This is a genomic window from Acinetobacter sp. B-6, from assembly GCF_056930735.1.
This window is the reverse complement of sequence record NZ_JBXPBY010000010.1, coordinates 140,754-164,240: the sequence shown is the minus strand read 5'-3', so window position 1 is coordinate 164,240 and position 23,487 is coordinate 140,754. Positions and strand designations below refer to the sequence as shown.

Here is a 23,487-nt window from a genome sequence, read left to right as displayed (position 1 = left end):
ATCGCCAAAGAAGGCTGCAATCATGTTTAGATTAGTGTGTTCACATTTCATTTCCAAACATAATCCATAGTAAACAGAATTAACGGTCATTCGGCACTTGTAAATAACGTCCACTTTCAAAAATCCAATGCATTCCAACCTGGGGATCAGGTAAACCATAACGACGCCAATCACTAATTAAAGTGTAATGCGAGCTTTCAATCTGACCACCCTCTCCATTCACATAACCATAACTATTGCCTGAATACTCCGTTCGTGTTGGAAACTGATGGTTATAAATAATCGTCACACCATTTTGTGGTGGATAATTTGGATAGGGTTGATTTGAATGAGGATAAGGTCGATTTGGATAGCTTGGATAAGATGGATATGGTCGTGGGTGTTGTGGACGGACAGGAATTTCCTGCGTCATTTGTCGACCATATTGATCTGTGTATTTGTACGTCGTGGTCGGATATCTCTTTTGAGGGCGTTCAACACTGCGATAGTTGCCCCAATCTTTACCATCTGCCCATGTCGTTGCCGAAACACCTGAAAGCATCAACATCAAGACACTTAAACTGAGTATCTGTTTCATTTCAACCTCCAAAGTTCAGCAGATAGATTATTTTAATACATCATTCCAGAGAAATTATGGATAAATAACAAGCATTATTTATCTTGTTTAATTGTTTATACATCAACTTGGGCAAATTCTGACATCAATCTGATAAAATATGATTTTAATCTGATGAGTGTTGTATTGTGGCTGAACTGAGCTTTGACCGTTTACATCAATTTTTTTGCAAAGTCCCAAGTGTGCAAGAAGCATTTATTGATAGCTATGGTTCAGATGGTAAACAAGCTTGGTGGTTCAAGTTTCAAATCAATATTGACCATCCACTCGCATGGCAAACTGTACAAGAACTGGGTCATGTTTTAAATTACATTTCTAAAAATGAACGGCTTCCTACTCAGTTTCTACCTGTTTCTCCACCACCCTATATGAATGGTGAAGCAAAGCAGTTTTTAGCCTGGGTCATTCAATGTAATCATCCAGACTTTTCCCCAGATGTGGTCTGTGATTGGTTAGAAGCACGTTTACCCAAGCCGGTAGACGACCTTGAAAAATGGAAAATAAAGACCGATTTACATGAGTTGGATCAAGTCTCTGATCAGGATTTGGATCAGATTATTCCGCCAAATCCATAATCTGTGTAAAATTCTAAGAACCGAATTTATCTTTTTCGGTTCTTAGATTCGGTTTCAGCTTGCTCACTGTCATTATTCAAACTTTTCATCAGACCGCTGAGGTTATTATTGAATTGCGCACGCATCTGAATATAGGTTTTAAGCTTTCTCGCTTTAACGGGGTCTTTCGTTGTTCCCTTACCTGTTTGATACGCCTCTAAAGCTTTGCTTTGCGTATCTTCCTCAGATGATCCATTTTCATAAGCTAAAACCGCCCAACGATAATCCTCAGGCTGATCCATAATACGCGCAAGATTATCCATTGCATTGACTGATCCTAATTCCGCAGCCTGCTTAAAATATTTTTGGGCAAGCACTTCATCATAATCTTCATTTTCTTCATTGAAATACCAAACACCAAGGTAATTTATTGCTTCAGGATCGTTTTGGGCAGCCGCTTTCTTTAAATAATCTAATCCCTTGTGAATATCTTTTTGATCTTCATCATTCACCAATAAATAATCAGATCCAAGCTCGGTTAATGCAACATGATTATTGAGTAAAGCCGCTTTGCTATACAAATCTTGCTTATCTTTATCTGTGTCTTTTTTTAATGCGAGCATCAAATACGCATCACTTGCCCCTTTGGCAGCTTGTTTTTCATAGTGTGCTAAAATTGAATTTTCTAGTTGCTTAATCTCCTTGTCTGATAAATATGAGTCTGAAGCATAATCATCAAGTAATTTGATTTTTGCATCAATATCGCCTTGATTAGAACGTTGCTGAAGCATTTTAAAATAAGCTAAATCACTGTCTTTATAGGCTCTTGCATAGTCTTGTTTAGTCTTTGCCCCCAATCTTTTTAATATTTTCTCTGGACAATTTTGAATCAGTGCTCCAGCTTTTAATATGTCTCCTTTTTGGACTGCCTGAAATAACCACTGACACTGTTCATCACTATACCCGTCAGCATCATTATCTAATGCATAAACTAAAGTACGCATTGCACCTGTATCACCTTGTTCAGCAAGTTGTAAAATTTTCGGGCGAATTTTTAATAAATTTTGCTTAATATCGCTAGAAATACCAAAGCCTTCAGCCACTTCTGCTTCTAAATCCAATGATAAATAGGCATCAAAATTTCCACGCTGTGCAGCTTCTAAGCGTAATTTTTTATATAAATGATTATTTTCAGGTAAAAACCGATAATCTGCTGAATTAGAATAATACTTCGCAAGTAAAAAGTAAGCTTCTGCGTCTCCTTGATCGGATGCCTGTTGAAGTAACTGAATTGCTTTATCCGTATTGATTAAAACGGTTGGGCTACCTGTTTGCAATATTTTTGCTTGAGTTAATAAAGGATTTTCAGCAAAACTCAATGGTGAAATAATAAGACTGAATGTAAAAAAGGATTTTAAAAATGAAGTTTGTAAAGTTCTCATAAAAAGCTCAGCTTTGTTATTAAAATATACTCAGCTGGGGATTATGTACCGAAAACCATTCATTTCGGTACATATTTTTTTAAAAGGTGGATAAACCACTCCACTCCATAAATCGGTAAACTCCATATTTCAGTTTCGAATCATCCGCATATTTGCTGTAATCCACACTCATTTGACGACCATTGAGATTTGACCAAGCTGTATTAAAATACTGTTCAGCATCAATAAATACTTGCTGCTGTGGATTGCCTAAGACCCGTAAATCGGTTTCTAAATTATAGTTTTTCAAATTACGTGCGGTAAAATTGGCTGAACCTAAAATCAACTCTACTGATTGTGCGTTGCGTTTTACAATCATCTTACTATGGCATTGCTCGCCTTGTGTATTACACCAACGGACATCAATACCTTCATTATGTAATTCTGAAGCAACCTGTCGATTTGGAATACCATTTTTCTGACGACCAAAAGCGTCTTTATTGGGGTCGAGTAAAATTCTTAATTTTACCCCACGTTGTTTTGCAGCAATCAATGCTTGAACAATCTTGCGCTCAGATAAATAAAACATCGCTAAGTCAATTTGATCATTGGCTTTTGCAGATGCCAGCATGTTTAAAACTGCCTCATAAATCGCTTTTTCAGTCAGCACTTGCACTTGCGGAGCATTTGGGTTTTCTGGCAATTTCCCAAAAACAATAAACGGTGTATCTGCACCAGATAAATGCGCAACAGCTTGTTCTGATGTCAAAAGATCTGTTGCGATCGCACCATTAACCAACAAAGCAACATTGGAATGGCGAGAGCTTCCATCATGCGGGTTGGCAGAAGTGACTAGCGTTTTCCAGCCTTCATCCGTATCCACGACTATGGTTTTACGATGATTGGCCTTAAAATTAAATAAGTTTAAATAACTACGTACGGTGATTTTTTCTTTACCAAAAGGATTGTTCAACCATCCTTTTTCAGGATTATTTCCAATATCCTGACAGCACAGATACCAAATCCCAGACCATGCTGGATTCGAAGCTCGTAATGGCGTTAAATTGGTTTCGATGACCTCAATTCCACCCAAGCGTAATTGCCGATATTGTTCAGGTTGAATACCACCATACACCGAATTAATTGGATCAGTAATAAACTTAATTTCCAATGCTGGATTCACAACTTTCTGATTGACTAAAGCTTGTGTCAACTGTTGAGTTAATGTACGTTGCTGAACTTTTGATTCACCTACTTCGCTATTAAACAAAAACATATCTATGACAATGGTGGTTTTTGCTTGTTTAATCAATTGTAAGACTTGATCAAAAATATGCTGATCAAGTTGTTGTTTACCCTGCGCATCAATATAGGTTTCATCGGCAATGAATTTCACATCTGCATGACGCAAAGGTCCAGTAAAATTTAAACCTTTCGGCATTGGTTTATAGGTGTGGTAAATCGCTGATGCGAGATAACCCAAAGCCAACACACTCAAAATAATGCCGAAATAGCGGCGTTTTGACCAATTCAGCTTGCTGTGAATTCTATTAAAGATACGCATAAAAAAGACCTAGACTAATTCAAGGTCTGTACAAGTGATCAATCACTTACGTTTAAGTAAAGATTGATCAATCATGAACAGACCCTTAGAGCCTAGGTCGAATTCCTTTATTTTTCAATAACGATTTGGTGAATGAGAATAAATAACTTAGAACTTATAGTCCATTCCAATCACAAAGTTACGTCCAATTTGTGGAATGTTCGCTAAGAAAGAAGTGTGATTATATACTTTCTCATCTAACAGATTGTTTGCTTTAAAGAATATTTTTGCTTCTTGCTGATTTGACATTGGGTATTTATAAGCCAATCCGACATTCACCATATTATAACCTTTGGTCTCTTGCTCATAAGACGCAAATTTGTCTTGGTTAAATACATGCGAATATTCAGCAGAGCCAGACCAATGATCGTCAAACTCAGCATTTACACGTGCACCTAAACGCCCTGCTGGAACACGTGGAGCATTTTCATCTTCGATTTTGCCACGAACATAATCACCAAACAAACTGGTGTTATAGACTTCATTCCATTGATATGCAACTTCACCTTCAGTACCGTAGAACTTGGCTTTGTCTTGGCTATATTTAATTAAACGGAAGTTTTCATATTGATCTAGCGTTTTGGCATAAATATAGTTGTCAAACCAATTGTGGTATACATGCACATGATAGCTGAGCTTGTCATTGTCAAAATGTAATCCGAGTTCAACGTTGTTTGACTTTTCTTTATTTAGGTTTTCATTGCCCAATTCATATGTATTGGTTGCATAATGTTTACCATTCGCATAAAGCTCTTGCGCCAAAGGTAACCGTTCTTGATGAGAACCAGTTAAAGAGAGCGTGTAATTCGGTGAGAAAGCCCAATTTACAGCACCTGAATATGAGAATGCATTTCCATCGAAATCTTTTTGTTCAGAATCGACATCGACAGTTTGGTGATCAAAACGGGTACCCAATTCAACATGGAAATCACCAATTTGACGGTGTTCTAAGCCAAACAGGCTATATTTTTGTGTCTTATTTGGAGCAAGAACAGCTTCTTCTCCAGTAATATCTAGCTTTTGTTGGCTTGCTTGTACACCCCAAACACCTTCCCATGCAGCAACGGGATTATGTACCAGTTCGACACGACCTTCATAGCCTTTGCTCTTGAACGTTGTCATTGGCGTACCATCTTCAATTTCATCATGCTTGTAGTCTGTATAACTTGCCTGCGCTCTGAGTTTCTTGAAGCCCGCAAATGGCTCATTTAACTCAGAACGGAAATCATAACGATCCGTTTTCATATCAATCCATGGACCGGCTTCTGCATGATCATGACCCTCTTCACCATGATCATGTCCAGCATGATCATCGTCATTTCCATCATCATGCGCACCACAATGTAATGATAAACCATGCAAATGGCATGACTCATACTCATGACTGTGTCCAGGCAAACCATACTGATCTTTACGATTACTATAAGAAATTCCGGCGAAACCACGCTCACCAATCCATGACAAACCGACGTTGACATTATCCGATTCTGAGAAAGTATTGCCTACACGACGTTCTTTCGTTGTATGTGCGTGATCACCATGCTCTTCTGTGACCATATAGTCTGGCGTAATGTAATCATTCGCATCACGTTTTAATCCTTCAACTCGCAAAGCCACATTTGAACCCAGTCCAACGGTGACGCCTGCATGTGCCATTTTTTCATCATTGCCTGTGTTATAACGAAGTCCCACATTCCCTTCATAACCATTTTCAGGCATTGCAGTTGGGATTTTGCTATCAATCACATTGACTAAACCACCGACTGAACCTGCACCATAAAGTAATGTGGACGGTCCACGAACAATTTCTACTTTTTGTGCAAGCTGTGGATCTACAGTGACAGCATGGTCTGGCGATAAACTAGAAACATCCATCGTTTCTGTCGCATTTTGTGTAACTTTTACACGAGCCCCTTCCTGACCTCGAATGACTGGACGGCTCGAACCTGTACCAAATGTATTAGAGTAAACCCCTAACTCATCTTTCAGCGCTTCCCCCAAAGTTGTTCCTGATTGTTGTAATTTTTCACGTGAAACAGTTTCATCTGCAGCACCAAAATCTTGGCTAGAAGGAACCAGTGGATGACCAACAACTGTAATGGTTTCTAATTGTTGTGGATTTTTCTCTGTATTGGTCTGATCTTCTGCCCAAATAGAGGTCGAAATGATCGCTGTTATTGAAAGTGTCAGTACGCTTTTAGAAAAAGACATGAGGTGCTCTCGAAGCTCGATGTTTTGAATTTATGTTATATTATAACATTTCAATATTTTTGCAATAAAAAAAGGAAATCAAAACCGATTTCCTTTATGTGAATGCTAAATTTAATTTACTTTCATAAACTTATGAATATAGATAAAGCTCATAAGTGAGGCTACGATCCAGTAAAAAACATAGGTGGTATTTTGAAAAAATAAATAATACTCGGTCAACCCACTACACATATAATAAATTACAAATAATGCACCCGTAATTGCTAAATTTTTTATTAATCCATCTTTAACAAAAATATTCTTTATAAAATAAATCAAAGCCACCAAGAAAGTCATCAATAAACCAATCAATCCAACCAAACCATTGGCAGCCAATTCATGAAAATAGATACTATGCATGTGCTGAAAACAATGAGGTAAATCACCACGTTCATAGAGACGACAATTTTCAGCTTCAATGTCGTACATTCCAATTCCAGTGAAGGGCTTGGATTTAAACATTTCAATTGAATTTCCCCAAAGAAACAACCTAATTCCTGAGCTATTTTGATAGTTATTATTTCGAATATTAAGTGAATCTGATTGAAAATTCTCAACCCTTTGCAGTAATGGCGAGTTTGGAATAATCATATTAATCCCCAAAAAACTAACCACTAAGCTCAACATTAAAATAATTTTTTTAAGTTCCGTCTTAGCATAAAAAACAACTAAGAAAGCAAAGACAAAAAGTAGCCCAACCCACGCACCTCGAGTACCATGAAGGATTAAAAGAAACATGCAGAGTAAACTGGTAATTAAATATAAATAGGATTGTTTACCCTTTGAATAAAATGAATAACAGAGCAACAATATTGTAAGAGAAATAAAGCCGATGTCATAACTAATCACTGGATTAAAAAAGATGCTAAAAAGACCTCGATCAAACTCTAACATTATCCCCCAATACAATAAGTATGGTGTCAAAAATAAAATAACAAGAAATAATATCCGATAAAAATATTCAGCATTAAAGTGACTTTTATAATAAATTGTGGGTAAAAAAATAAATGGAATAAACCAAATATACTGATTGGTAATTTTCTTATAAGTACTTAATAAATTTTCAGGAACTGAATCGAGTCGAAAAAGTAAATGATTTAACAATGTGACACTGATTGAGCCTATACAGCAAAATGCGATAAGGTAAAAATTTGGTTTTATCACCCTGCCTTTTATAAAAAAATAAATAAAAATCAAAATAAAGGCGATAGAAATATTCCAATGACTAAAATTATCATTAAAAATATAATGAAAAAATACAGTGAAAAAAAGAATCGAAATTAAAAAAATAAGTTTCTTATCTTTTATCATTAAATAATAACTTTCTAACATTGACACTTTAGATCTACACAATTTTTTGTAATATTCTACTTTGAAATTACATTTAATTCATTGATAGACACATGAAATTAACCAATAATTTTTCACCATAAGTTTTAACCACCTATTTTCAATGCCTTTTACACTGTCTCATGCTGTTTTAGCGCCACCACTGTCTAAACTTTCAGGTAATCGTTTACCGATCGCAGCGCTCGCAATTGGCACAATGACGCCTGATTTATATCGTGTGCTAGTACAAACTGAAATCCATTTAAATCATCAGTTTAAAGGTCTAATTTATCCAGATTTGTATGTTGGATTGTTATTTTGCCTATTGTGGTATGTACTGTATCGCCCCTTATTGTTTAGGTTTTTGGGGCTTTCTAAGCCACTCAACATCCATTCAGCTTTAAGTTTTTTTAAATTTTTATTCTGGATGATATTGGCGATTATATTAGGTACAGCTACCCATATTATTTGGGATGGTTTAACACATTTAGATTTTAGAACTTTTGCTTTTAACGACTTTTTAGCACAATCTGTCTCAATCTTTGACCATGTGTACCCAATGCATAAAGTCCTACAAATCGGTTGTTCAGTTGTTGCTTTGCCATTCTTATTCTGGATGGGACTCCACTATTTTTTTAAATATAGAAGTTCTGAACCACTTAACCGCAAAGTATTCATTTTCTGTCTATCTTTATTTGCAATTTCTTTCTTTAGTGGCTGTCTTTATTACATTCATACAGCAAATGAAAGTGGCATAATTCCCCAACAAACAGATCTTTATGTACTGATTGGTTTCTTTATGAAAGTTTTTACTCAAGCTTCCATGATCTGCTTTAGCTTAGGCTGTTGTCTTTTTCTTTATTTAAAGCATAAAAAATATTTTGACTCAGTTTAGAGTCTGTTGACACGTCACAAATACATGCTTGCATTGTCAATAGACACTAAATACTTTCGTTTAAACTTTGCAGGTTGAGTCAGCAAAATTTCACACAAATTGGCTTAAATTCATCAGGCAATGTTGTAGTTTTTAGCACAAGTCCTTGTGACTCATCGCCCAAAGAGGCATAATCTCACATTACATTTTTAGGCGATGCGCTGTTTACGTATTCGCTTCCTTAACCCATATAGTTGGATTTCTAACGCTATGATGCGAACTCATTATTGCGGTTCTTTAACCGAAGCTCAAATTGACCAAACTGTAACCCTGTGTGGTTGGGTACATCGTCGTCGTGATCACGGTGGTGTAATTTTCCTTGATATGCGTGATCGTGATGGTCTCGTTCAAGTGGTCATTGATCCTGATACACCAGAAGCATTTTCAACCGCTGATAAAGCACGTTCAGAATATGTATTAAAAATAGTTGGTCGTGTACGTCGTCGTTACGAAGGTACTGAAAATGCCAATATGGTGAGCGGTCAAATTGAAGTTTTAGGTAAAGAAATCGAAGTTCTTGCTGCATCTGAAACCCCACCATTCCCATTGAATGATGAAAATGCCAACATTTCTGAAGAAATTCGTCTGAAATATCGCTTCCTTGATATTCGTCGTCCAGAGATGATTGATCGCTTACGTTTCCGTTCTAAAGTAACAACATTAATTCGTAACTACTTAGACGAACATGGTTTCCTTGATGTTGAAACACCTATTTTAACACGTGCTACTCCAGAAGGTGCACGTGACTATTTAGTACCAAGCCGTGTTTCAAATGGGAGCTTCTATGCTCTTCCACAATCACCACAATTATTTAAACAATTGTTAATGGTTGGCGGTGTAGATCGTTATTACCAAATCGCTAAGTGTTTCCGTGACGAAGACTTACGTGCAGACCGTCAGCCAGAATTCACTCAAATCGACATCGAAACATCGTTCTTAAACGATGACGATATTATGGATTTGATGGAAGGCATGACTGTGAAGATGTTCAATGAACTTCTTGGCGTGAAATTCGATAAATTCCAGCGTATGACTTATGCAGATGCAATGCGTGACTATGCATCAGATAAACCAGATTTGCGTATTCCTTTGAAACTTGTAGACGTTGCCGACATGATGCAAGACGTTGAGTTCAAAGTGTTTGCAGGTCCAGCTAAAGATCCTAAAGGTCGTATTGTTGCACTACGAGTTCCAGGCGCAGGTTCTTTACCACGCAGCCAAATTGACGAATATACAAAATTTGTTGGTATCTATGGTGCAAAAGGTTTGGCATATATTAAAGTCAATGAACTTGAAAAAGGTGTTGAAGGACTACAGTCACCTATCGTTAAATTTATCGAGCCAATCGTACTCGATCTATTAAAACGTGTTGGTGCTGAAAATGGTGATATCGTATTCTTCGGCGCAGATAAAGCCAAAGTCGTAAATGACGCAATGGGTGCGTTACGTATCAAGATCGGACATGACATGAACATGTCGACTTGTGAGTGGGCACCGCTTTGGGTGGTTGACTTCCCAATGTTTGAAGAAACTGATGATGGTAAATGGACCTCTGTTCATCACCCGTTCACACTACCAAAATCCAGTGTTGAAGAGGTGAAAAACAATCCTGGTCAAGCACTTTCAGTCGCTTACGATATGGTACTTAACGGTACTGAAATTGGTGGCGGTTCACTTCGTATCTATACTTTAGAAATGCAAAAAGCGATTTTTGAAGCATTAGGTATTGGCGAAGAAGAAGCTGAAGAGAAATTTAGCTTCTTATTAAATGCATTAAAATTCGGTGCTCCTCCGCATGGTGGTTTAGCATTTGGCCTTGACCGTTTGGTTATGTTGATGACAGGTTCATCTTCGATTCGTGATGTGATTGCATTCCCGAAAACCAAAACAGCTGAATGTCCACTTACACAAGCACCAGCACCAGTAGAACCAAATCAATTACGTGATCTTGGTATTCGCTTACGTGAAAAAGCAAAAGTTGAAACCAAAGAAGCTTAATTCTTTATTCAGCATGAAAAACCCTGTTTTTGAACAGGGTTTTTTATTTTTAAGTATGATCCTATTTATTGATGTTCGAATTGAGATAAATTCTCATAAATGGCATAATATACAGGTTAAATTTTAAGGTAAAAACCAATGGCTATGCGTCCCAATGTACTTCGTCATACAATTATTGTCATTGTATTTTCAGTGGTTCAATGGGGATTCATGCGTTATATTCTTAACCATCAATTATTTAACTTAGACACCCACCAACGTATTCTCTATTTCAGTGCGAGTAGTTTTATTGCTGGTTTTTTTATTATTGTGGCACTGATTTATTTAGTGTTAAAAGGCAATGCTGATCGCGATTAATTTCTAATCCATGTATAACTTACTTAAAAATTTTTCTCGTTTGCCTTTAAGCATGATTCAGACTATTGCGAGAGGGGTTGGCAGTTTATTATTTATCAGTAACTCCTCAGCAAAACGAATTACAGAAATCAATATACAAGCAGCCTATCCTACGCTTGAAGAACAGCAACGCCAGACATTGATTAAAGCCAGTTTGAAAAGTCAGTGCATGACCTATGTAGAGTCGATCAAAGTGTGGGGCTCTCCTCCTGAATTTGCCTTAAATCAAATCAAACAAGTGCATAATGCTGAAATTTTTCTCAATGCGTTAAAAAATCCTAATGGAACTTTAGGTGTTGTTCCTCATTTTGGGAATTGGGAATTGATGAATGCTTGGGTGAACCAGCACACACATCCTGTCATTATGTATAAACCGAGTAAAAATAAAGATCTAGACCGATTTATGCTAGAGTCTAGACAACAATTAAATGCAACATTAGTTCCCACAGATGATACGGGTGTACGTGCTTTATTTAAACACTTAAAACAAGGTGGCTTTTCAGCCATACTTCCAGATCATATTCCCAAAGAATCTGGCGGTGTATATTCGGACTTTTTTGGACAAAAGGCTTTTTCATCAACCTTACTGTCTAAACTAGCAGCGAAAACCCAATGTTCTGTGGTTGGACTCACCTGTATTCGTCGTGCAGATTACGCTGGTTTTGATTTGCATTTTACAGCATTGTCTCCAGATATTAATTCCAAGGATGTACAACTTTCTGTTGATACACTCAATAAAGAAATGGAACGGATGATTAATGTTGCACCAGAACAGTATTTATGGGGCTATAAACGTTTCCGTAAATTAGAGGGTGACCGGAATTTGTATAAACCATAAAAAATTAAATAAACTTAACTGTTCTCATTGGACAAAAACTGTTTTGTTAAAAAGTCATAATATGAGTTTTCGACAACCTTATCTATATAGTTCATTTTATGAATATTTATCTGTTGTAAAATTTGATTGTATTCAACTGAGCTGAATTGCTCATTTAATTTAAATTGCAACAAATGAGGTAAAGTGTCATCTATAATTTCACATTGTTGAGATTTAAATCGATCTTTGATTAAAACATCATACATAATTTGAAAGAAAAAATAATGAGGAATATTCTCTTGTGTTCTCCAGAAATTCAGCAAAACATCTAAACAAATCTGTAAAACTTCATTGCCTTTTTTTCCAACAATAAAGCTGTTTAAAACATTCACATTTTGCTCATCGGACCAATCAAAATAATCATGATTACGATCATACCAAAGCTGTTTTTCTGGCGTATCCCTATGTCTTTGAAACATAAAGTAGTCTGTATCTAATATTTCACTTTCAATAGGTGCGGTTAATAAAATTGTTGCATCTAACCAAACTCCACCATAAACATTGAGTAAAGCAAGACGGATAAGATCTGCAAAAAAGGCATGTTTAAATTTAGAATTATTTCTTTTATCCCAAACAAAATCAGGAAGATCCAAATAATCTTTTATATTACTTTCATCAAGTCTAATTACTTGATAATCAGCTTTAAATTGATCAACGGAAGAAAAACATAATTTAACAATATGAGGTAAATCACTTTGAATACCTTGACCCCAATATTGCCAAATAATTTTTTGATCATTAAATTGCTTTTTCTCTTTTAGTTGATACTTTTCTAATTGATTAGAAAAATAATAGTCTAAGAAAATATCCCAACATAATTCAACATGTTTTTTTTGCAAAATATTTGCTTTTCTGTTGAGCTTTTTTCGAAAACTTTTAGGAACAAATGTAAAATAAAAGATACGGAATGGAAATTTACTGAGTCTATCAATATTACTCTTAAAATTAGCTTCTGAATTAAAAATATTTGATATATCGCCCATATAATTTCAACTCATTTTAAAATCTACTTCACCTAAGATCTAAAATATATTTTAGATCTAGAATTAAACTTAACCATCAAATTAAATCAATAAAACCCAATCTTACAAAATCTTAGTCTTAATTGATAAACAAGCCTCAAAATTTCACGTTTCAGCTTTTGCACTAAACTAAGCTTTTGTTTATGCTTATCCTTTGTTAATTGATTTTTTTTACGATCAATTTCAAGCTGACTTTCAAATTCACTTTTACCAATTCTATCCGCTTGAGCCGATAATCCAGGAACCATTTGATAAATAATTTCATATCCATCATTTAAATAATTTTCAAAAATTAATCGATCTAAAGGTGATTCAATATTCTTATCTTTTATATATTTTAAATAATTCTTTGCTCCGTCGAATGACAATATATATCCAGCAGTACCTAAATGTTTTTCTTTCAACTCCCTCAAAAATCTTTCATTTTTCAATTGTATTTTATTCATACTCATTAACACATATTGTTCAAACATTTCCAACTTAATAATATTAATTTTTGGAGGTATCCAGTCCCAATTTTTAAGGAAACTACTTGCTTTTTTAGCTAAAAAAACATCATCTTCAAATATAGCGATATATTTCATTTCTTTAGAAACAGCTATGTTCCATATTTCTACATGGCTAAAGAAACAAGCTTTTTCTCCAGCAGTCAAACCACTATTTATGAGTGAAATTCCATACTTCTCCTCCATCGAAGAAATCTGTTCAGGTTGAATCGCATCAAAGAAAATAAATTCAATATTTTGAGCTTGAAACTCATTCACGATATGTAGTCTACGCTCTTTAGCAGAAGCTAAACTTATAACAAAATTCATATATTACATCCGGAACAAGATATGGATTAAAGCAGAATGATTCATATTTCTGGTTTAAATAAGCTTTGTTTTATATCAATATTCCAAAAAAAGAAAGTAAATTTATTTAAACTTTACAGAGCGATATGCTGACAATTTACAAACTTGATAAAGCAATCTGAAAACTTCTCTTCGAATTTTACTTCCTATAGTCATCGCAGCTTTTTGTCTACATTGCTCTATTCGATCTGCTTCATGTCGAATTGCACGATCATCTTCCAAATGGCTAGGAAAATTATCATATTTTTTATGCAAATAAAAATCTTGGACACAAATAGCAGGTACCATTTGATAAGTCTTATATTTTACATACTTTACATTACAACCAAACAATATGTGATCTACAGGAACTAATTCATCCATATTACGTATAGATGCTAGAAAGTATTTTGCAGCTTGATTAGATAGAATATAACCTGCCCCACCTAAATGCTTAGCTTTAAGTTGATACAATGCTCTATCATTCACTCTAGCTTTTGGAAAAAAAGAAAGATCGACCTTTCTATCGAAAGCCTCCAATTTTATGAGATGCACATTCTTAGGAATCCATAAAAAATCATGGATAAAACTTTGGACATTTTCCCCAAAATGTATATCGTCTTCAAAGATCGCCATATATTCTATATTTTCTTCAACAATCTTTTCCCATAAGGAGACATGACTTAAAAGACAGGCAATCTCACCCTGTGTTAAAACACCAGCGTTTGTTATTTTAACACCTAGGCTTTTGGCACTTTCTACAATCGTAGAAGGTGTAATAGCATCAAAAAAACTGAATGATACTGAATGTTTTTTAAACTCTGAATCGATATGTGCTCTCCTTTCAAGCGCACAATCTAAACTAATAACAAAATTCACAAAAAAACGATCTCTATATATTCAAAAGTGATTATATAACAATTGAGCACTTTTAGAACTGCTATTAAATTTATTTGATTGATTTTAAATAAACTATTCTTTTGAGCTTTTTGTAAATATAAGTTTTGTTTTAAATGGAATAGCCATAAGTTGAATAAATATGCGACTTATTTCTCTAAAAATTTTTTGCAATCCAGTTGGTTTAATTACAACTTGATCACGCCATTGCAAGCTCGTCTTAAATTTTTGATTATTTGGATTTAATAAATAATCTTGAATACACAAAGTCGGATTGACTTGATATATAGCCAAAGCCCCATCTGAAACATACTTGCGAAAGATAAGTTGATCTACATGATCAAAAAACGCTTGCTTGTGCATATAATCTAAAAGTTCAACAGCACCTTTATAAGAAAGTATATAACCCGCAGCACCAAGATGAGCTTTTTTTAATTTCCTCAGTACAAAATCTTGGTTTTTAAAAACGCGTATTTTCTCTAAATCTAAAATTACATGATTATAAGATTTTTCAACTTTAACAATGTCAACAGTTAACCAATTTGAATCTTTTAAAAATAGTTCTGCGTCTGCACTTAGATATATATCATCCTCAAAAATGGCGATTGCTTGCATTTTTTCATCTACAGCTTTTTTCCATAGAGAAATATGGCTATATAAACATGCCAACTCATTTTTACTCAGATTATTTTGCTGTATCGCTAAACCAATTTTCTGTGCTTGATGATCTAATTGCATCGGCTCAATTGCATCAAAAAAAGAAAAGGGAATATCTTTGTTGCCAAATTGCTCTTTGATATGGGATCTTCGATCTTCTGCTGACGTCAAACTGATCACAAAACTTTTCATAAATTACTCTGACTATTTAAAACCGACTGTTCTAAAGAAAATGATGCTTTTTAGCTGATGTAATATGCGATAAAGCTCTAAAATAATTTTATTCATACCTTTCTTTTTATTATATTTTCTTCTTGTTAAGCGCTCTTTGTACAAATGACTTGCGAACTTCACACTATCTTTGCACGAATATAGTGTCACATCCTGAATACATAAAGCAGGTTTCATTTGGTACACTGAAAAAATATTTTCATAAATCAAATGTTCAAACATTAAATGATCTAAAGCGATTAGCTTATCTAACTTTTGAATGTAGCTTAATAAACTTTTAGCACCATGCAAAGATAAAATATAACCAGCCGTACCTAAGTTCTTACTTTTTAATTCAAAAATACTTCTTTGAATCTGTCCTTTAAAATTCTTAACTTGCTTACCCAATGCAATTCTATGCGTAAACTCCTCCAACTTAATCAAATGCCATTGATCATTAATCCAAGATGAATCCGTTAAGAAGTCAACGACATTATCCCCCAAATAAATATCATCCTCGAATATCGCCATATACGGAATATTCTCATCAATCATTCTTTTCCACAGAAAAACATGGCTCATAAAACAAGCAAGCTCACCTTTGGTTAGAATACGCTCATCAATTTTAAGTCCCAATTCTTGTGAAAAACTCGTAGCTGGTTCTGGAGTTAAAGCATCAAAAAAATCAAAGTCTACATTTTTTTGAGCAAATTCACTCGATATGTGTTTTCTACGTTCAACTGCTGTCGATAGGCTAATAACGATTTTCTTCATAGGGGTGCATCTATAAACAATACAAGCATTTTACTATTTTTCTGTAGATCAATCACCTTTACTTAATAGCTTTCTAAGAAATATCAATAAAAGAACCCTTAAAATACATCTTTTTAGCAAAGTAGTAACTTATTGTTTTTCTTTCTTTTCCAGCCAACTTTATCAACTTAGGTGATTCAACTGGGGGATAATTAATTGCGAAATCAATCAAAATCTTCTCTTTGATCCATCGATTGGTGAACTGATAAAAAAAGGCATTTTCATCACAATTAATTAAGCTGATACTTGGAAAAGATTTTCTAAATACTTTTTGGCAGGCAACATAAGCAACTAAATATTCCAAATTGCCAATCCTTTGGAAAATGTCAGCTGGATTTTTTTCAGTATTTTTAATCTCTTGCACATAAACTTTCGGTGTTTTTTGGATGGCTAAATAAAGTTCATCAAACCAATATTTAAAGAATATGTTATTTTTGACACTCGCTAGTAACCAATTCTCTAATACGGGATAATTCAAATTTGTTGTATTTTTTTTACGGTAGTAAGCAAAACATTCTGTACGATTTTGTTGTATCAGTTCAAAAATCCAGTCCAGACTTTCATAAACAATAATACTGGCATCTAACCATATGCCACCATGTTGATAAAGTAAATCAAATCTCAACAAGTCAGCCTTTTGTTGAGGCGTAGGATCTTGCAAAAGTGAAAAGTCAATTAGACTGTATTGGTTAACATTCTCAGGATTAAGAAGATACACCTCATAATTTGGATTTTTTTTGCGAATATTTTGAATACACTTTTCTACAAATTCGGGGAAATCACCTTCCCAATATATCCAAATTTTCTTTGGTAATTCGATGGGCGTATTCACAGGATTAAAAACCAGTTGTCCCGCAAAATTATCAATCTTTTTATTGGTATGTCTAATTTTGTAATAGTACATCATATGAAATTTAGCCAAATAGAATAGTTTTTTAAAAATTTTCATATAAAGACCTAATACTTTTATAAGCACACAACAACAATGACAATAACAAGCGCCCTAAACAGTATTCAAAATATTAAATACCCCCAGAACTTAAAATCTTAATTCATTCAAAAATAAAGATGTTTAAAAGCATACAGACGATCACGCCACATCCGCTTTTGTTTTTTTAAGCCATAAGAGCTGTCACGATTTTCCTTCTCTTTCCGAGAAATCCCCTGTGTTGCCACAGTACCCAAAATATCACTATCTAAACCAGCCGGCTTCACCAAGGCTGGCCAAACACCTAAGCCTTTGCCATTTTTACTCAGCCATGTTTGGAAAAAAATATCTACTGGCATGGTCATCGTTTTACCAGAAGCGACGAATGCTTCAGCACCTTTTCTTGACCATATTAAACCTAATCCGCGAATCGGGAAATAATAAGCATGCCATAGTGAAAAATCATCTATTTTTACGATATCTTTTGCAAACTTTTTCTTCTTGGCAGCCAAATTTATCAGATACCAATCTAGATCCTGATGCTGATCTAAATATGACAAAATTTGCTCTACAGATGTTTTAAAGTCAGTGGTGATTTTCATATCATCTTCTAAAACCACCAAATAATCTGCATCAGTTTGTAAAAACTTTTCGGCACAACCATAATGGCTGAGATAACAACCTAATTCAGAATTCAGCAGTCGACGCCCTAAAGTTTGTTGTGTTGCAACATCATCATAATTTTCAAATGAAGCTAAATCCTGCCCTCGACCATCATAGGCAGAAAATCGTTGGAACGACCAATCAACTGCTTGTAACTGTTCCGTTGCTCGTTGAAGTCGCTCATCACTGCCATCAAGATTAATAAGATATGTTTCAACTTTCATGAAAAACTTCCAATGACAAAACGTCGTTTGAGATGACAGACTGAGGTAGATAATCACTAAACTTAGCAATCATTGCATTTTTGACTTGGACTGCATCTTGTGGAGTCAACTGATCCAAACTTTGAATACAGCCATATTTAATCTGATCTTGATTTAGAGCTTGTATAAACACATTTAAACTTTCAGCATTTTTTAAATAGGCTAAAGCTAAATCTGGCTTTAACACTGCCTCACCTTTTTGAATTTTTAAATGATTCATCAACGAAATTGGATTCAATTGCTCAACACTTCGAAATTTATATTTAATTTGTGTTTCTAATAAGGTTGGGTGATTCAATAAATATTCGCTTAAAATTTTACGATCTACACAATGCGGATAATGATGGATTTCAAAAAATTCTTTAAACCCTAAGATATCAGCACCCAACATCTGCGCAATGACATGTCCAGGTTGAATGGGTATGTTAAAATTTCGATTTAAAAATTGACGATATTTCAGTTTAGTCTTGTAACTAAAACAACTTTTCCAATGCCCATAGGTCACGATTTTGTCTTGTTCAAGAAAATCTTCAACCTGAGCCGATGCATTAAAAAAGAAATCATCATTTAAATAGATAAAATAGTCTGACAAGCCCTGAATATTCCACAACATACTTTCTATAGAGCGGGTATTAAAAGTCGGTAGAAATTGTTCAAAGCCTGCAAAAATTTCTCGATGATCAACCACTCGGATTTTATTTGTATCGCAAAGACCTTGTACGACAAATTCATTTAAAAACTCAGGTTGCTGACCATCCGTAACAATCAAAATATGACGGCAAAAAGGAACATATTTCAATATAGATGCAATGTTGTAATAGATTTCATCATTACTGGCAAAACGGGTTTCACTGACAGCATCACTGGCATCATTGCCTGTCAGGTACAAATGACGTTTACGTTTTAACTCAACATCATTGCCATCGACCCAAGCAATCACGATATCAAGGTTCTGCATCTATCTTGTTCTCAAATTTTATCAAATAATATGAATGACATTATTGCCAAGCGTCTTTAATCCAGTCTGAAGGCAATACATAACGATACCATTTACCACCGCCACCCGTGACTGCATCAGGTGGATTAATTTCACCATGAAAAATAATGATTTTGGCATCTTGTGGTTTTACTGGTGGCTTAAAATAGGCCAATGGCAGCTTTTGTAAACAATGATATTTATAACTCTTACACCAATCTTTTGGCCAATAGCTGAGCTTTTTCTGCTGATCGACATACCACGACAAATATTCTTGCTCATTTCTAAACTTATGACTAATTTCTTTAAAGTTTTCTCGAAAGTAAGGCAAAATGTCTGGAAAAGAACCCAATTTAAAACGGTACACAGAACTATTTCCTGTGACTCGCCAAGGGCGTTTCCAATCATGAATAATTAAGAACTCACCCGGATAAGTAAAGAAATCATCAATATTATCAACAATCACCACATCAAGATCTAAGAACAGTAAATTCCCTTTTAAACCATATAAGTCAGGTTCAAAAGTCGATAATTTGTTCCAGCCACGTTCTGGGCTTCCTTCAGGCAATGCTAATGGTGGAATTGGAAAACATTGAATGTCTGGGTTGATACCTTCTGTACGGTCAGTCAAACAGACCATTTTAAAATCAATGGTGGTATGTCTTTTGACCATGTTATACAGTCGATTGACATAGTCTGCACCATACTTGGTTCCCCATTTCATACACAAAACAATATTTTGTTCTGATTCAACTAAATTATTTGACTGTAAATTTGATTCATTAACCTGCATGCATCAATCTTCCACCTGAGCAATCTCTATATCATACCATTACCATAGCCAAGTTACTGTATTCGATTGCATATGCTGAACAATTTGTTTCATCAGAATATGCTATGATGCTCAAGCCATTTATACGTATGATGTTTATTTCATTATTCCATTTTTTTGAGGATGGGATGCTTTAAACAATTCGTTAAAATGCCGAACACAACTTTTGCAAGCACATTTTCTATATTAGGTTTTTATGAAAATAGCAGTCGCTGGAACAGGTTACGTTGGCTTATCCAATTCAATGATATTTGCACAACATCATGAAGTTGTTGCTGTTGATATTTTAGAATCTAAAGTTAACATGCTCAACAATAAAATATCGCCTATCCAAGATGCTGATATTTCATTATTTTTAAAAGAAAAAACACTGAATTTCACAGCAACCACAGATTATGAAACAGCTTATCAAGATGCTGATTTTGTGATCATCGCAACACCAACAGATTACGACACCAAAACCAATTATTTTAATACGCAAAGTGTGGAAAGTGTGGTTCAGCAAGTCTTAACAGTTAATCCTCATGCTGTAATGGTGATCAAATCCACTGTCCCGGTTGGCTTTACCAAAAATTTAAAAGAAAAATTTAATACTGAGAATCTCATTTTCTCACCTGAATTTTTACGTGAAGGCAAAGCACTACATGACAATTTATACCCATCACGAATTATTGTGGGTGAAAAGTCTGAGCGTGCGCAGCAATTTGCTGATTTACTGATCGAAGGCGCAATTAAAAAAGATAGTCCAGTATTATTTACTGACTCTACTGAGGCAGAAGCCATCAAACTATTTGCCAACACTTACTTGGCGATGCGTGTTGCTTACTTCAATGAACTTGATACTTATGCGCAAATTTTTGGTTTAGATACTCAACAAATTATTGAGGGTGTTTGTCTGGACCAACGCATCGGGAATCATTATAACAACCCATCTTTTGGTTATGGCGGATATTGTCTCCCTAAGGATACCAAGCAACTTCTAGCAAATTATCATCATGTGCCGAGCAATTTGATTCAGGCCATTGTTGATTCAAATAGCACACGTAAAGACTTCATTGCTGACTCGATCATTGCACGCAACCCAAATACGGTCGGAATTTATCGTTTAGTTATGAAAAGTGGTTCAGACAACTTTAGGGCTTCAGCTATTCAAGGCGTGATGAAACGTATCAAGGCAAAAGGAATTGAAGTGATTGTCTATGAACCAACTTTACAAGATGATGATTTCTTTAAATCAAAAGTGGTCAATGATTTAGCGCAATTTAAACAGCAAAGTGATGTAATTATTGCCAATCGTATTTCAAGCGATCTCAGTGATGTACTCGACAAAGTTTATACACGAGATATTTTCGGAGCAGATGAATGAAAGTTCTCGTTACAGGGGCAGCAGGATTTATTGGTTTCAATGTTGCAAAAAAACTATTAGAACGTGGTGATGATGTTGTTGGGTTTGACAATGTCAATGATTACTATGATCCTGCATTGAAAGAAGCCAGATTAGACGTTTTAAAAAATACAGCAGAACACGCTCAAGGTTCTTTCATTTTTATTCGTGCCAACCTTGCTGATAAAACTATTGTTGACCAATGCTTCCAAGATCATTCATTTGATCGAGTGATTCATTTAGCAGCTCAGGCAGGTGTACGCTACTCTCTAGAAAACCCGTCTAGTTATGTAGAGAGTAATCTTATTGGCTTTACCAATATTCTTGAAGCATGTCGCTATGCCAAAACGCCACATCTGACTTATGCCAGCACCAGTAGTGTTTATGGTGCCAATACCACCATGCCATTTAGTGAAAAGCATGGTGTCAATCACCCTGTTCAGTTCTATGCGGCAACCAAACGTGCCAATGAACTCATGGCGCACAGTTATAGCCATTTATTTAATTTACCCACGACAGGACTGCGCTTCTTCACAGTATACGGTCCTTGGGGACGTCCAGACATGGCGCTATTTAAATTCACTAAAAATATTATTGAAGGTCGCTCTATTCCTGTCTTCAATCATGGCAATCACACCCGCGACTTTACTTTTATCTCAGATATTGTCGAAGGTATTATTCGTTCAAGTGATCAAATTGCACAGCCTGATCCAAATTGGGACAGCAAAAATCCAGATCCATCGACCAGCTATGCGCCATTCCGTATTTTTAATATCGGCAATAATAATCCAGTCAAATTGATCGAATATATTCATGCGATTGAAAAGGCTGTCGGTCAAGACGCTATTTTAGAATTATTACCCTTACAGCCAGGTGATGTTCCAGATACCTTTGCTGATAGTAGTGCCTTGGAAAATATGGTGGGTTATAAACCATCAGTTTCTGTAAATGAAGGTGTAAAACAGTTTGTTGATTGGTACCGAGAATTTTATAAAGTCTAATCTCATACTATTTATTTTAGACCGATCTTAATACATTGATTTAAAAATAAAAAAAGGATTCCATATGGAATCCTTTTTAGCATTGAATGGCTTATTTTACATAAGTCAGCCAATGCGCATATTTTGGATCTTTACCTTGAACAGCATCAAAGAATGCTTTTTGAATCTTCTCAGTAATCGGACCACGTGCACCTGAACCAATTTGACGGTCGTCATATTCACGGATTGGCGTCACTTCAGCAGCAGTCCCGGTAAAGAATGCTTCATCACCAATATAGAATTCATCACGGGTAATACGGCGTTCAACGACATCAATACCAAGATCTTTAGCAATGGTAATAATCGTTTGACGGGTAATACCATCCAAAGCACCGCCTGCGATATCTGGTGTATGTAAAACACCATCTTTCACCAAGAATACGTTTTCACCAGAACCCTGACATACATAACCTTGTGGATCCATCAACATCGCTTCGTCATAACCAGAATGTGCCACTTCTTGGTGAGCAAGAATTGACAAAGTATAGTTACCTGAAGCCTTGGCTTTACACATCGTCACGTTTGGATGATGATGGGTAAATGATGAGGTTTTAACACGAATACCCTTCGCCATTGCCTCATCACCAAGATATGCACCCCAGCTCCATGCAGCAACTGTTGCATGAATGGTATTATCTGTTGCAGCGATACCTAATTTTTCCGAACCAATGAAAATAATTGGGCGTAAATAGCATGATGCCAATTTATTTTCACGAACCACATCAATCTGAGCTTGCTCAAGCGTTGCTTGATCAAATGGAACTTTCATTTGATAAATTTTTGCAGAATTTAACAAACGTTTTGTGTGATCTTGGAGACGGAAAATCGCGGTACCATTTGGTGTTTCATAAGCACGGACACCCTCAAACACACCCATACTATAATGTAAAGTATGTGTTAAGACGTGAATTTTAGCCTCACGCCATTCAACCATTTGTCCATCTTGCCAAATAAAACCATCACGATCAGCCAAATTCATGGCGCACACTCC

General features: G+C 35.3%; 22 protein-coding genes. 7 read left to right on the top strand and 15 right to left on the bottom strand.

Features of this window, described 5'->3' with window-relative positions:
* Window positions 1-79: 79 nt before the first annotated feature.
* The gene (locus tag AC1Z3T_RS13740; RefSeq protein ID WP_100884566.1) at window positions 80-577 is read right to left on the bottom strand and encodes an RcnB family protein; all 498 of its coding nucleotides are present in this window, start codon (window positions 575-577) and stop codon (window positions 80-82) included.
* Between the two features lie 167 nt (window positions 578-744).
* Here AC1Z3T_RS13740 and AC1Z3T_RS13735 point away from each other — a divergent pair, with 167 nt between their 5' ends.
* Window positions 745-1,191 carry a hypothetical protein gene (locus AC1Z3T_RS13735; protein WP_004827813.1) on the top strand — a complete coding sequence of 149 codons (447 nt, stop codon included), beginning with the start codon at window positions 745-747 and terminating at the stop codon, window positions 1,189-1,191.
* Window positions 1,192-1,217: 26 nt separating this feature from the next.
* On the opposite strand, the gene AC1Z3T_RS13730 is transcribed toward AC1Z3T_RS13735, so the two are convergent.
* The 4 genes from AC1Z3T_RS13730 to AC1Z3T_RS13715 form a co-directional block, all read right to left on the bottom strand.
* Window positions 1,218-2,612 (bottom strand): tetratricopeptide repeat protein, encoded by a 1,395-nt coding sequence (locus AC1Z3T_RS13730; protein ID WP_100884565.1) that lies wholly within the window; start codon window positions 2,610-2,612, stop codon window positions 1,218-1,220.
* 79 nt (window positions 2,613-2,691) lie between these two features.
* A complete protein-coding gene (locus AC1Z3T_RS13725; RefSeq protein ID WP_100884564.1) occupies window positions 2,692-4,155 on the bottom strand; it encodes a phospholipase D family protein in 1,464 nt (487 codons plus the stop codon).
* 147 nt (window positions 4,156-4,302) lie between these two features.
* Complete coding sequence (gene znuD / locus AC1Z3T_RS13720; RefSeq protein WP_100884563.1) at window positions 4,303-6,405, bottom strand: zinc piracy TonB-dependent receptor ZnuD; 2,103 nt, start codon at window positions 6,403-6,405, stop codon at window positions 4,303-4,305.
* A gap of 111 nt (window positions 6,406-6,516) precedes the next feature.
* Window positions 6,517-7,776, bottom strand: a complete 1,260-nt coding sequence (locus tag AC1Z3T_RS13715; protein ID WP_100884562.1) for an O-antigen ligase family protein — start codon at window positions 7,774-7,776, stop codon at window positions 6,517-6,519.
* A gap of 121 nt (window positions 7,777-7,897) precedes the next feature.
* On the opposite strand from AC1Z3T_RS13715, the gene AC1Z3T_RS13710 reads away from it, so the two are divergent.
* The 4 genes from AC1Z3T_RS13710 to AC1Z3T_RS13695 all read left to right on the top strand — a co-directional run bounded on the left by AC1Z3T_RS13710 (window position 7,898) and on the right by AC1Z3T_RS13695 (window position 11,939).
* Window positions 7,898-8,668 carry a DUF4184 family protein gene (locus AC1Z3T_RS13710; RefSeq protein WP_100884561.1) on the top strand — a complete coding sequence of 257 codons (771 nt, stop codon included), beginning with the start codon at window positions 7,898-7,900 and terminating at the stop codon, window positions 8,666-8,668.
* A 249-nt stretch (window positions 8,669-8,917) separates the two neighbouring features.
* Complete coding sequence (gene aspS, locus AC1Z3T_RS13705; protein WP_005030933.1) at window positions 8,918-10,705, top strand: aspartate--tRNA ligase; 1,788 nt, start codon at window positions 8,918-8,920, stop codon at window positions 10,703-10,705.
* Window positions 10,706-10,843: 138 nt separating this feature from the next.
* Window positions 10,844-11,062, top strand: a complete 219-nt coding sequence (locus tag AC1Z3T_RS13700; RefSeq protein ID WP_005030934.1) for a hypothetical protein — start codon at window positions 10,844-10,846, stop codon at window positions 11,060-11,062.
* Between the two features lie 10 nt (window positions 11,063-11,072).
* Window positions 11,073-11,939: a lysophospholipid acyltransferase family protein gene (locus AC1Z3T_RS13695; protein WP_483396692.1), complete on the top strand. Its 867-nt coding sequence runs from the start codon at window positions 11,073-11,075 to the stop codon at window positions 11,937-11,939.
* 14 nt (window positions 11,940-11,953) lie between these two features.
* Here AC1Z3T_RS13695 and AC1Z3T_RS13690 read toward each other — a convergent pair whose 3' ends face one another.
* The 9 genes from AC1Z3T_RS13690 to AC1Z3T_RS13650 all read right to left on the bottom strand — a co-directional run bounded on the left by AC1Z3T_RS13690 (window position 11,954) and on the right by AC1Z3T_RS13650 (window position 20,033).
* A complete protein-coding gene (locus tag AC1Z3T_RS13690) occupies window positions 11,954-12,961 on the bottom strand; it encodes a capsular polysaccharide synthesis protein (RefSeq protein ID WP_100884559.1) in 1,008 nt (335 codons plus the stop codon).
* 86 nt (window positions 12,962-13,047) lie between these two features.
* Entirely contained in the window at window positions 13,048-13,815 is a 768-nt protein-coding gene (locus AC1Z3T_RS13685; protein WP_100884558.1) for a glycosyltransferase family 25 protein, read from the bottom strand.
* Between the two features lie 102 nt (window positions 13,816-13,917).
* Entirely contained in the window at window positions 13,918-14,712 is a 795-nt protein-coding gene (locus tag AC1Z3T_RS13680; protein ID WP_042089514.1) for a glycosyltransferase family 25 protein, read from the bottom strand.
* Window positions 14,713-14,805: 93 nt separating this feature from the next.
* Window positions 14,806-15,579 (bottom strand): glycosyltransferase family 25 protein, encoded by a 774-nt coding sequence (locus tag AC1Z3T_RS13675; protein WP_100884557.1) that lies wholly within the window; start codon window positions 15,577-15,579, stop codon window positions 14,806-14,808.
* Window positions 15,580-15,591: 12 nt separating this feature from the next.
* Window positions 15,592-16,371 (bottom strand): glycosyltransferase family 25 protein, encoded by a 780-nt coding sequence (locus tag AC1Z3T_RS13670; RefSeq protein ID WP_100884556.1) that lies wholly within the window; start codon window positions 16,369-16,371, stop codon window positions 15,592-15,594.
* A gap of 73 nt (window positions 16,372-16,444) precedes the next feature.
* Entirely contained in the window at window positions 16,445-17,359 is a 915-nt protein-coding gene (locus tag AC1Z3T_RS13665; RefSeq protein ID WP_100884555.1) for a glycosyltransferase family 32 protein, read from the bottom strand.
* 107 nt (window positions 17,360-17,466) lie between these two features.
* Window positions 17,467-18,225 carry a glycosyltransferase family 25 protein gene (locus tag AC1Z3T_RS13660; protein ID WP_004827780.1) on the bottom strand — a complete coding sequence of 253 codons (759 nt, stop codon included), beginning with the start codon at window positions 18,223-18,225 and terminating at the stop codon, window positions 17,467-17,469.
* Window positions 18,215-19,222 (bottom strand): capsular polysaccharide biosynthesis protein, encoded by a 1,008-nt coding sequence (locus AC1Z3T_RS13655; protein ID WP_100884554.1) that lies wholly within the window; start codon window positions 19,220-19,222, stop codon window positions 18,215-18,217. The genes AC1Z3T_RS13660 and AC1Z3T_RS13655 overlap by 11 nt, the downstream gene beginning before the upstream one ends.
* A 40-nt stretch (window positions 19,223-19,262) precedes the next feature.
* Window positions 19,263-20,033 (bottom strand): hypothetical protein, encoded by a 771-nt coding sequence (locus tag AC1Z3T_RS13650; protein ID WP_004827776.1) that lies wholly within the window; start codon window positions 20,031-20,033, stop codon window positions 19,263-19,265.
* Between the two features lie 235 nt (window positions 20,034-20,268).
* Between AC1Z3T_RS13650 and AC1Z3T_RS13645 the strand changes: the two genes are divergently transcribed.
* Window positions 20,269-21,438, top strand: a complete 1,170-nt coding sequence (locus AC1Z3T_RS13645) for a nucleotide sugar dehydrogenase (protein ID WP_100884553.1) — start codon at window positions 20,269-20,271, stop codon at window positions 21,436-21,438.
* Window positions 21,435-22,457, top strand: a complete 1,023-nt coding sequence (locus tag AC1Z3T_RS13640; protein ID WP_100884552.1) for an NAD-dependent epimerase — start codon at window positions 21,435-21,437, stop codon at window positions 22,455-22,457. Before AC1Z3T_RS13645 ends, AC1Z3T_RS13640 begins: the two co-directional genes overlap by 4 nt.
* 91 nt (window positions 22,458-22,548) lie before the next feature.
* Here the strand turns inward: AC1Z3T_RS13640 and AC1Z3T_RS13635 are convergent, their stop codons facing one another.
* Window positions 22,549-23,475: a branched-chain amino acid transaminase gene (locus AC1Z3T_RS13635; RefSeq protein ID WP_004827770.1), complete on the bottom strand. Its 927-nt coding sequence runs from the start codon at window positions 23,473-23,475 to the stop codon at window positions 22,549-22,551.
* Window positions 23,476-23,487: the final 12 nt, after the last annotated feature.